The organism is Desulfatiferula olefinivorans, assembly GCF_054657895.1.
Genome location: NZ_BAAHXV010000005.1, coordinates 201,384 through 211,174, shown reverse-complemented (window position 1 = coordinate 211,174; position 9,791 = coordinate 201,384). Strand labels below are relative to the sequence as shown.

Below are 9,791 nucleotides of genomic sequence, written 5' to 3'. Positions count from 1 at the left end.
TTATTCGAACGCCCAGATTCTGAGCAACCTCACTCATACGACGATCAAGGGTAATCAGTGGGCATTTCAATGAAATCGCACAAACCAGGAAATAAGCATCATACGCATAGATATTATACTCAGAGGCGATTTCAAGTGCCTTACGAATATCAACCGGCCGTAAATCAACGGGTATCTGCCGAGTTGCATCCCAAATACCAAGGGCGTCATCAGGTGTAAGCTTGCGCCGTTTCACCATCGCAGACAACGCATTGCCCATTTCAAACGGCAAAACATCAGGGGCGATCAGCTCGTGACCCAGCGTAAGCCGGATGATGTCATCGCGTTGAGGCTCATGGAGCGTGACCGCCAGAAAGGTATTCGTATCGGCAACAATTTTCATACGTACAATTGTACTCATCGGCCTCCGTGATGTCAACGCATGAATTCAAAAGATGTTTTTTTTCCTGTTGAATGTCCGGAGGCGATGGCGTATACCTCCCTGCATGAAAGACTCATGGACCCTTACCGAAACCGATGCCGATCTTGTTTCCGAAATAGCGTTGAAAACAGGGCTTTCGCCTGTCCTGTCGAATATCCTGGTCCAGCGGGGGTTCGACACGCCGGAAGCGGTCAAGGCGTTCCTGACACCCTCACTGGGTGCCCTGCGCTCGCCCTTTCTGATGAAGGGTATGGACCGTGCCGTTGAACGCATCATCGCCGCCATCGACCGCCATGAAAAAATCCTCATCTTCGGCGATTACGACGTGGACGGCATCACCGGCACCGCACTGCTTTACAATTTTCTTAACGACGCCGGGGCCGATGTGACCTATTACATTCCCCACCGGATCAGGGAGGGCTACAGCTTCAAGGCCCACCATGTCCCGTCGGTGCTTGTGCCCCGGAAAATCAACCTGGTTATCACCGTGGACTGCGGCTCAGACAGCAAAAAAGCGGTATCAGACGCAAGGGCCCAGGGCATCGACGTGGTCATCACCGACCATCACAGCGTGCCCGACACGCCGCCCGCGGCCTTTTGCATGGTCAACCCCAAGCAGTCCGACTGCCCTTCGGGCCTCAGCCATCTGGCCGGGGTGGGCGTGGTCTTTTACCTGCTGATGGCCCTTCGAAAAACCCTGCGGGACAAGGCCTTCTGGACAGACCGTCCCGAACCCGATCTGAAAACCGCCTGCGACCTGGTGGCCCTGGGCACCATCGCCGACATCGTTCCTTTGGTGTCGGAAAACAGAATCCTGACCCGTCACGGCCTTTCGATCATCAACCGCGCCCCGAAAACCGGCATCAAGGCCCTGATCGACACCAGCAAGATCAACAAGCCCCTGCTCACCACCGAGGACATCGCCTTCAAGATCGCGCCGCGCCTCAACGCCGCCGGACGGATCGAGCATGCGGACCTGGCTTTCGGTCTTCTGTCCGCAACCAGCATGCAGGAGGCCAAACAAAGGGCCCTTTCGCTCGATCGCCTGAACAGCAAGCGCCAGTCCATTGAACAGCAGATCCTTGACGAAATCGAGCGCCACCTGACCGACCACCCCCATGTCCTCGAGCAGGCGGCACTGGTCCTTCACCGCCAGGGCTGGCACCTGGGCGTTTTGGGGATTGTGGCCGCCCGGCTGTGCCGCCGTTATGACAAACCCGTGGTCCTGATTTCGTTGGAAGGGGACAGCGGCAAGGGGTCGGGCCGCAGCGTTTCGGGTGTCGATCTGTATGAAGCCCTTGCGGCCTGCGAACCCTTTCTCGAAGGATTCGGCGGCCATTCCATGGCGGCGGGCCTTGAAATCCGGACGGCAAATCTTTCTGAATTCCAGAGAACCTTTAACCGTCATGTGAAAGGACTCGGACCCCAGATCAGCGAAAACCTTCGCCTGTCCATCAATAGCCGCATCGATTTCGACGACATCTGTCCCGAACTGATCGATCATCTGGAAAAAATGGAGCCCTTCGGCAGCCACAACCCCGAGCCCCTGTTCCTGACCGATGACATCAGCGTGGTCTCATCCACACCCGTAGGCACCCGTCACCGGCGACTGATCGTCCGGTCCGCCGCAGGCCGGACGGACACCAGCCTGATGGCCATGCATTTCAACATCGATCCGAAAGTCCCCTGCCCCAGCCACTTCCGCCACCTTGTCTTCCGGCTCCAGTGGAACCGCTGGAACAACGCCAAATCCGCCCAGCTGATCATCGAGGATTATCTCTGACACGCGTTTCGCACTGATCAGTAAATTGGGTATAGCGCCGAATGACGGCTTCGAACACACCCTTATCCGCGAGGGCTCGATAGGCTGCCTCAAGTCGCAGAAGCATTTCCGACTTTAAGGCTCTGCTAACACCGAAATAAACGGGATGGGGCTTAAAAAACGGTACCTTGACCATGACCAGGTCCTTATAAAGCGGGTCCGTCTTGATCTGATACCCTGTAAGAAGGCAGTCGCCGATACACCCGGTCAGGTGGCCCATCTTTACGCGTTTCAGGTTGATATCGATCTGAGGGACGGCAATGAAATGCTTTCGAAACGATGCATCCGAGGACAAACGGCTGTTGAAGTCCTCCGAATAAAAAAAGTTCTGACGGATTCCAAAAACGAAATCGTCTTTGACCAGATCGTCCAGCGTCTCCACAGCGATACCGGCATTTTCCTTCCGGACAAACAGAGCATAGGTTTGATAGGTCGAAACGCCAAGAAAATGTGTAAAAACTTCACGTTCCGGGGTTCTGGACATGGTCATCAAAACATCAAGCTTTCCATGTTTGAGCATCTCAATCGCTCTGTTCCAGGGATAATCGACAAATTCGGCCGCATAACCCGCCTCGTCAGCCAGAGCACTGGCCATATCAACCTCTATCCCCGAAATTGTGTCCCGACTGTCCCGGAATGTATAGGGCGCCATGGGAAAGGTGCAGATGGTCAACGTTTCGGGTTGTGCAAAAACAGACCCTGTAACAACCAGTGACATCAGCAAAACGACAGTCGGCCATTTCATCAATGTATATCACCCCGATTAAAAAAAATACGCATCAGCCTTGCGGATTCGCGAGCCTTGATCACGAACACATTATAAAGCCCTAAAACATGACTTTTTACGTGACCGTCATTATTGCAACGGCTACTCTTTTCATTTGATAGTCAACGCGACATCATCATAGTGACTTGCGGACGTTTGTCAAGGCAATAACCTGAAGAGGTTCATTTCATTGGATTCGGATCGGACCGATTTATTAACGGATGCGGGAAGAGAACACGGATCGGCCGGTGTCAGGCAACCTCTAAGCGACCTGTGCCGGAAAAAAAAAGGGTGAAAAAGAAACGAGCCGGTCACAAGCGTGACCGGCTCGAAATCAAGCATAAAAGACATATGAACCGGTGAGGCCGCCACCGGTTCATATGGACAAAACGCTATCAGATCACGCCGTAGGCGATCATGGCCTTGGCGACCTTGACGAAGCCGGCGATGTTCGCTCCGGTCACGTAGTCCCCATTTTTCCCGTAGGCTTCGGCGGCATCCAGACAGGATTTGTGAATGCCTTTCATGATATTGAGAAGCTTGCCGTCAACCTCGTCACGCGACCAGGACAGTTTGGAGCTGTTCTGGCTCATTTCCAGGCCGGAGGTGGCCACGCCGCCTGCGTTGGCGGCCTTTCCGGGACCGAAGAGGAAATTGCTCGCCTGGAACACACGAACCGCCTCAGGCGACGAGGGCATGTTGGCGCCTTCGGCCACGCAGAAGCAGCCGTTGTCGGCCAGACCCTGTGCGTTGGCTCCGTCGATTTCGTTCTGGGTGGCGCAGGGAAGAGCCACATCGATCTTGATGCCCTGTTCCCGAATGACATCCCAGACGTTCTTGCCTTCGAAGCAGTCGGTCTTGTATGTGTCGGCGTATTCACTGACGCGGCCGCGCCGGAGATTTTTCAGTTCCATCAGGTAGCGGAGCTTGTCATTGTCGATACCCGCTTCATCGATGATGGTGGCGCTGGAATCACAGACGGAAATGACCTTTCCGCCCAGCTGGTTGACTTTTTCGATGGCGAACTGGGCCACGTTGCCGGCGCCGCTCACGGCCACGCGCTTGCCTTTGAAATCATGGCCCCGGGTTCCCAGCATTTCCGCCGCGAAATACACCGCGCCGTAGCCGGTGGCTTCGGGACGGACCAGGCTTCCGCCGTATTCGATGCCTTTGCCGGTCAGAACACCCGTATGGTCATTGCGGATTTTTTTGTAATAGCCGTACATGTAACCGATCTCACGACCGCCAACGCCGATGTCGCCGGCGGGAACGTCGGTTTCAGGGCCGATATGACGGAAGAGTTCACGCATGAACGACTGGCAGAACCGCATGATTTCGGCATCGGATTTGCCTTTGGGATCGAAATCCGATCCGCCCTTGCCGCCGCCCATGGCCAGGGTGGTCAGGGAGTTCTTGAAAATCTGTTCAAAACCCAGAAACTTGATGATGCTCAGGTTCACCGAAGGATGAAAGCGGATGCCGCCCTTGAACGGTCCGATGGCGTTATTGAACTGAACACGGAACCCCCGGTTGACATGGACGTTGTTCTTGTCATCCGCCCAGGGCACGCGGAACATGATGGTGCGTTCCGGCTCCACGATCCGCTCGTAAATGTTGTTTTTCACGAATTCGGGATGGCGCTCGGCCGTGGGTTCGAGGGTTTCCATGACCTCTTCCACGGCCTGATGGAACTCTTTCTGTTCAGGGTCCATGTGCTTGACTTTCTCGATAACGCTTTTGGTGACGGACATGTCGCAAGTCTCCTTGGTTTTGCAGGGTTACAGGTTAAGGATTCAAATTCATCGTAAGATCAACGCGACGCAGGCGGCAGGAGTATTCACTTCACGCAGCGCCTTCGTTTTTTCTGAAATAATGGAAATCGTCCGGAGAAACGCCGTCGATCCCGACAAATTCCTTCCTGAGATCCTCCAGGCTGTCAAAGCCCGCCCCCAGAAAAGGAAGTTTCGAAAAAAACGGCCGATCGCTCTTTTGATTGGCAAGCACGGCGACATGGACGGGATAGCAGGGATCACCCACCACCAGAAGATAGGTCCCGTTGCTTTGGGTAATATGATAGTCGTCGGGAACGGCGTCTTCGCTCACGAGGGTAAACGAGTCTTTGAGGATCCGGGCCACCTCGAACCCATCCACATCATCAAAGGCCATCAGATCCGGACAGGCCGTCAGGCCGGCCGGGCAGCCCAGGGTGTAGAGGGCCACCGTGAAGGAACTGATTCGGTCGTAGATCGGATGGTCCCGATGGCACATCGAAAGGATTTCCTCCATCCGTTCAATGATTGAAAGACGTTCACGATTCATGACCAGCCCCACATGGACCATGTCCAGAGCCGTCGTGAAAAATGCACCGACTTCATAGAGAGAATGATGTTTCATCGATAAGACCTCCCTTTGCGTGAGTTGTGTGACCAGACAGCACCCATACCCATGTATGCGCTCTCACGAGGACATATCAAGACATGTGCCAACAACGGACGCCAGGGGTTTGTTTAATTTAACACTCTGAAATTAAATGAAAAAATCAATCATTATCCGGGGAGGGATCCGGCAGGCGAAGCGGCTTTTCGGTTCAACAATACACCACACGATTTTCAGGAACACCCTGTCGAATCATGGGAACCAATTGAAATTATGAAAGAAGTTCAAGAAAAAAGGGGCTGCTCAAACGTTGAACAGCCAGGCGGAAAAAACGGGGGGACACGTGCAAAACCAAGTCAGGCGGACTCGTCCTGATGTTTTTTCAGTCGCTGGCGCAGGGTGTTCCGGCTGATGCCGAGCAGACGGGACGCCTGAACCTGGTTTCCCTCGCACAGGGCCAGGGTTTTTTCAATCAGCTGACGTTCGACCAGATCCATGATGTTGGCATGGATATTCTGCTCGAACAGACGGCAGATATCGGGAAAAAGACGGTCGATCTTGCGTTCGATGCGGTCGATCAGCTGTTCGCGGGTCAGGGCCGGGGTCGCCTCGGCCTGAACGCCCGACTCGTCGATCATCAGATTGCCTTCGGGAATGATGTCTCCGGGGGTAAGAAGCACGGCCCGCCTCAGACAGTTTTCGAGTTCGCGGACATTGCCGGGCCAGGAATGATCCATCAGCTTGTCCAGTGCCTTTTCGGACAGATAGGACGGGCGGCCCTTGTATTCGGCGCTGTACCTTGCAAGAAAATAATCGCACAGCAGCGGTATGTCGTCTTTTCTTCGTCGCAGGGGGGGCAGTTCAAGGGCAATGACCTTGAGCCGCCAGAACAGGTCCCGCCGGAATCGTCCGGCGTCGATTTCCTGCTCCAGATTCGTGTTGGTTGCGGCCAGAATGCGGACATCGACCGTGATGGTCTGGCTGCCTCCGACCCGTTCAATCTCACCTTCCTGAAGTGCCCGCAGCAGTTTTCCCTGGACCGAGGGATGGAGTTCATTGATTTCGTCGAGAAAAAGCGTGCCCTTGTCGCAGCGTTCGATTTTTCCGATGACGGTGCGGTCCGCGCCGGTAAAGGCACCCCGCTCATGGCCGAACAGTTCGCTTTCGAAAAGATGCTCGGGAATCGCCGCGCAGTTCAGGGCGATAAAGGGCCGGTCCTTTCGAAGGCTGTGATGGTAAATGGCCCGGGCGGCAAGCTCCTTGCCCGTCCCGCTCTCCCCGGTGATCAGGACGGGAATATCCTTCTCGGCGATCTGGCCGATAACCTTGAACACGTCCTGCATCCCCTTGCTGTTGCCGATGATGCGGGTTTTCGTTTCGCCGGGGTTTTCGACATCGTGGCCGCAGGTCGGCAGATGGACGATTTCCTTCATCTGACGGTTGACCACCAGGGCCTCCCCCACGATCCGGGACAGGTCCCGACTGTCAAAGGGCTTGGTCAGGTAATCGTAGGCGCCCCGTTTCATGGTTTCGATGGCCAGATCGGTTGTGCCGTAGGCGGACATGACGATGACGGGTGTCTTGACCTCGATGGACCGGATCTGCGACAGGGTGTCCAGCCCGTTCATACCCGGCATTTTATAATCCAAAAGAATCAGGTCAAAATCGGTCGCACGGAGCTCTTCAAGGGCGTCGGCGCCTTTGAGGCAACAGGTGACCTCATACCCTTTTCGCTTGAAATACCGGCTCAGGAAATGCACCAGTCCTTCATCGTCGTCAATGATCAGTATCTTTTCCATAATCCTCGTCCGGGTGGTCCGGGGCACAGGGCAGAAACACGGAAAAGCATGCACCGGAACCCGTGATGCTGTTCACGTCCATAAAGCCGCCGTGGGCCTCAACGGTTTGTAGCACAAGGGGAAGGCCCAGTCCAGTTCCCGAGGCCTTGGTCGTAAAAAACGGCTCGAAAACATGGGCGATACGGTCCTCGTCAATGCCCTGGCCCGTGTCGTTCACATCGATCCTTACAAATCGCCCGTCTTGGTTCTCAACCACACCCACCTTCACACGGACCGATCCCTGGCCGTCGACGGCTTCGATGGCGTTGACCGCCAGGTTGATCAGGGCTTCGGCCAACTGTTTCCGGTCGCCGCGGACCGGGGGGATAGTCTCATCCAATGCCGTATCCAGCATACAGTCCTGCCGGTTGGCCAGGGGCTTGACCATCAGAAGCACCTCGTTGATCAGCCCCGCCACATGGATCGTCGCAACCACAGGATCACGGGGTCTTGCGTAATCGAGAAAACGGTTGATCGTCCCTTCCATGCGCCGGATCTGGCCCATGGCGATATGATAATCCTCCACATCCTCCCGGCTTGCTTCCACCCGGTTCTCCACCGATTCCAGATAAAGCTTAAGGGAGGTCAGAGGCGTCCGGATTTCATGGGCCACGGCCGACCCCATCCGCCCGAGGGCGGCGAATTTCTCAGACTGCTCCGCGATCGAACGGGTCTTTTGAAGGATGATGTCCGTTTCCTTGAGTTCCGCCTCTTTCCGTTCGACCTTCATCTCAAGAACGTTCTGGCGCTCCTTGAGCCGGGTGTACATGTGAGCGAAGGACCGCGCCAGCATGCCGATTTCGTCGTTCCGCCCCACGCCCTGGATCGCCCCGTCTTTCGGCAGTAGCCCGGCCTGTTCATCCCCGATGGCCGCCGCGTGACGGCTTAAGGTCCGGATGGGCCTGACGATGTGCCGGGACACGATGCCCGTCAGCATCATGGCGCTGACCATACCCAGACACAAGGTGACAAACACGATGAACTTGATCTTGGCCGAGTATTCGAGGATTTCGCTGAGATCCTGCTCGACCACGATATACCAGTCCGTCCCGCGAACACCCAAAGACGTCCCCACCACCTCGATGCCCCGATAATCGAGATAGGCCCGGGTCCCCTCTTTTTTTTCGAAAATATTCCGAAAGCTTCCGGTCTGGGTGATATTCTCCGAAAGAATGCGCGAAGGCTCACGATGGGCAAGAAAACGCCCTTCCCGGTCAACCAGATAACATTCACCGGTCCTGCCCAGGGACACATTGAGGATGATGTAGACAATCCGGTTGGTGCCCACCCGCCCGAACAGCGTACCCAGGAAGAGTCCGTCGTCGGAAAAAACCGGTACGGACAGGGTGAAGGTCGATTCCTTTTCCTGATCAATATAAGTGATATCCCACAGGGCAAGGGAATCCCCGCCGCATCCCCCCTCGGGAACGATGCTGTCTCCGCAGGTGGTAAACACAATCTCCCCGGACGCCGCCACCAGGGTAAAGTCTTTGTACACGCCGTATTCACGACGCATCAGATGAAGGTAGGGAGCGATTGTTTCAGCATCCATCGAACGGACCAGCGATGTTTCCGACACCACGGTCAAATCGGCCTTCCGTTCATCGAGCCAGTGCTCGAGAAGAGACATCTTGTCCACAGCCACATTCTGAATCTGCCGGATCACCATCCGCACCACCAGATCCTCGACGGCATTGACCAGAAACCAGCCGAACACCAGAAGCGGAACAAGCACCAGCACAAAAAAAATCAGAAGCAGCTTGGTTCTCAGCTTGAATGTAAACGATTCCAAAACGATCGGTGCCCTCCCCTTTCAGTGCGCCGCCCCGTCGATCAGATCAGATCACGGATTCAAATATTCGAACGATCAGGCAAAACACTACACCATTCGATGCGCCATGCCCACGCTTTTTTCCGACCCGCCCCCCGATCCGTTGATCGACGAACCGTTTCAGGCCTATGGCATCGGCTATATCGTGATGTTTCAGGATGTTCTCTCCGTCGTGACAGATAGTTGCACCATAAATTGCCTTGACTTATCGTTTCAAAAATTATAGTTTGCATGCGAAAGGTAATCAGACATGGATAATCGCATCAAATACAACGACTGCATTGTTTTTCTTATCGCCAAAGCCAACCAGAACGCCCAGCGAATTCTGAAAGAACGGTTGAAAAAATACGGACTGACCACGGTTCAGGGCCTTATTCTCGGTGAATTGTTCGAAGAGGACGGTGTGACGGCCAGCGACATCGGCAGCCGCCTCGTGCTGGACAACGCCACGGTGTCCGGCGTGCTCGACCGCCTTCTGGAAAAGGGATGGATCAAAAAAGTGGCGGACACCAAAGACAAGCGCGTTCAGAAAATCTATCTCACATCCAAGGAAGACACCCAGTTGATCCGACAGTTGTTCGATGCTCGCAAGCAGGCCAACGAAGCCGTGCTGAAAAAGCTCTCACTGGAGGAGCAGCTCCTTCTCAAACGTTTCCTGAAGGATTTGGCCTGAACCGTGACATTATTTGCGTACAACATAAACCGGGAAACCGTTCATGCGGATGACCGGGCATGTC

The 9,791-nt window shown here is 55.0% G+C and carries 8 protein-coding genes; 2 read left to right on the top strand and 6 right to left on the bottom strand.

What is annotated here, in order from left to right; translation table 11 throughout:
- Positions 1-400: type II toxin-antitoxin system VapC family toxin (locus ACYQ11_RS06320; protein WP_459922916.1), on the bottom strand; the 400-nt coding region annotated here is incomplete at its 3' end.
- A gap of 85 nt (positions 401-485) precedes the next feature.
- Here ACYQ11_RS06320 and recJ point away from each other — a divergent pair.
- Positions 486-2,204, top strand: a complete 1,719-nt coding sequence (gene recJ, locus ACYQ11_RS06315; RefSeq protein WP_459922915.1) for a single-stranded-DNA-specific exonuclease RecJ — start codon at positions 486-488, stop codon at positions 2,202-2,204.
- On the opposite strand, the gene ACYQ11_RS06310 is transcribed toward recJ, so the two are convergent.
- From ACYQ11_RS06310 to ACYQ11_RS06290, 5 genes are all read right to left on the bottom strand, one after another.
- Positions 2,185-2,895: a substrate-binding periplasmic protein gene (locus ACYQ11_RS06310; RefSeq protein WP_487247215.1), complete on the bottom strand. Its 711-nt coding sequence runs from the start codon at positions 2,893-2,895 to the stop codon at positions 2,185-2,187. The genes recJ and ACYQ11_RS06310 overlap by 20 nt on opposite strands.
- A gap of 509 nt (positions 2,896-3,404) precedes the next feature.
- Entirely contained in the window at positions 3,405-4,760 is a 1,356-nt protein-coding gene (gene gdhA / locus ACYQ11_RS06305; protein ID WP_459922914.1) for an NADP-specific glutamate dehydrogenase, read from the bottom strand.
- A gap of 91 nt (positions 4,761-4,851) precedes the next feature.
- Positions 4,852-5,403 (bottom strand): hypothetical protein, encoded by a 552-nt coding sequence (locus ACYQ11_RS06300; RefSeq protein WP_459922913.1) that lies wholly within the window; start codon positions 5,401-5,403, stop codon positions 4,852-4,854.
- A 338-nt stretch (positions 5,404-5,741) separates the two neighbouring features.
- Positions 5,742-7,184, bottom strand: a complete 1,443-nt coding sequence (locus ACYQ11_RS06295; protein ID WP_459922912.1) for a sigma-54-dependent transcriptional regulator — start codon at positions 7,182-7,184, stop codon at positions 5,742-5,744.
- Positions 7,162-9,015 (bottom strand): cache domain-containing protein, encoded by a 1,854-nt coding sequence (locus tag ACYQ11_RS06290; RefSeq protein WP_459922911.1) that lies wholly within the window; start codon positions 9,013-9,015, stop codon positions 7,162-7,164. The genes ACYQ11_RS06295 and ACYQ11_RS06290 overlap by 23 nt, the downstream gene beginning before the upstream one ends.
- Before the next feature lie 289 nt (positions 9,016-9,304).
- Between ACYQ11_RS06290 and ACYQ11_RS06285 the strand changes: the two genes are divergently transcribed.
- A complete protein-coding gene (locus ACYQ11_RS06285) occupies positions 9,305-9,727 on the top strand; it encodes a MarR family winged helix-turn-helix transcriptional regulator (RefSeq protein WP_459922910.1) in 423 nt (140 codons plus the stop codon).
- The last annotated feature ends 64 nt before the right edge of the window (positions 9,728-9,791 follow it).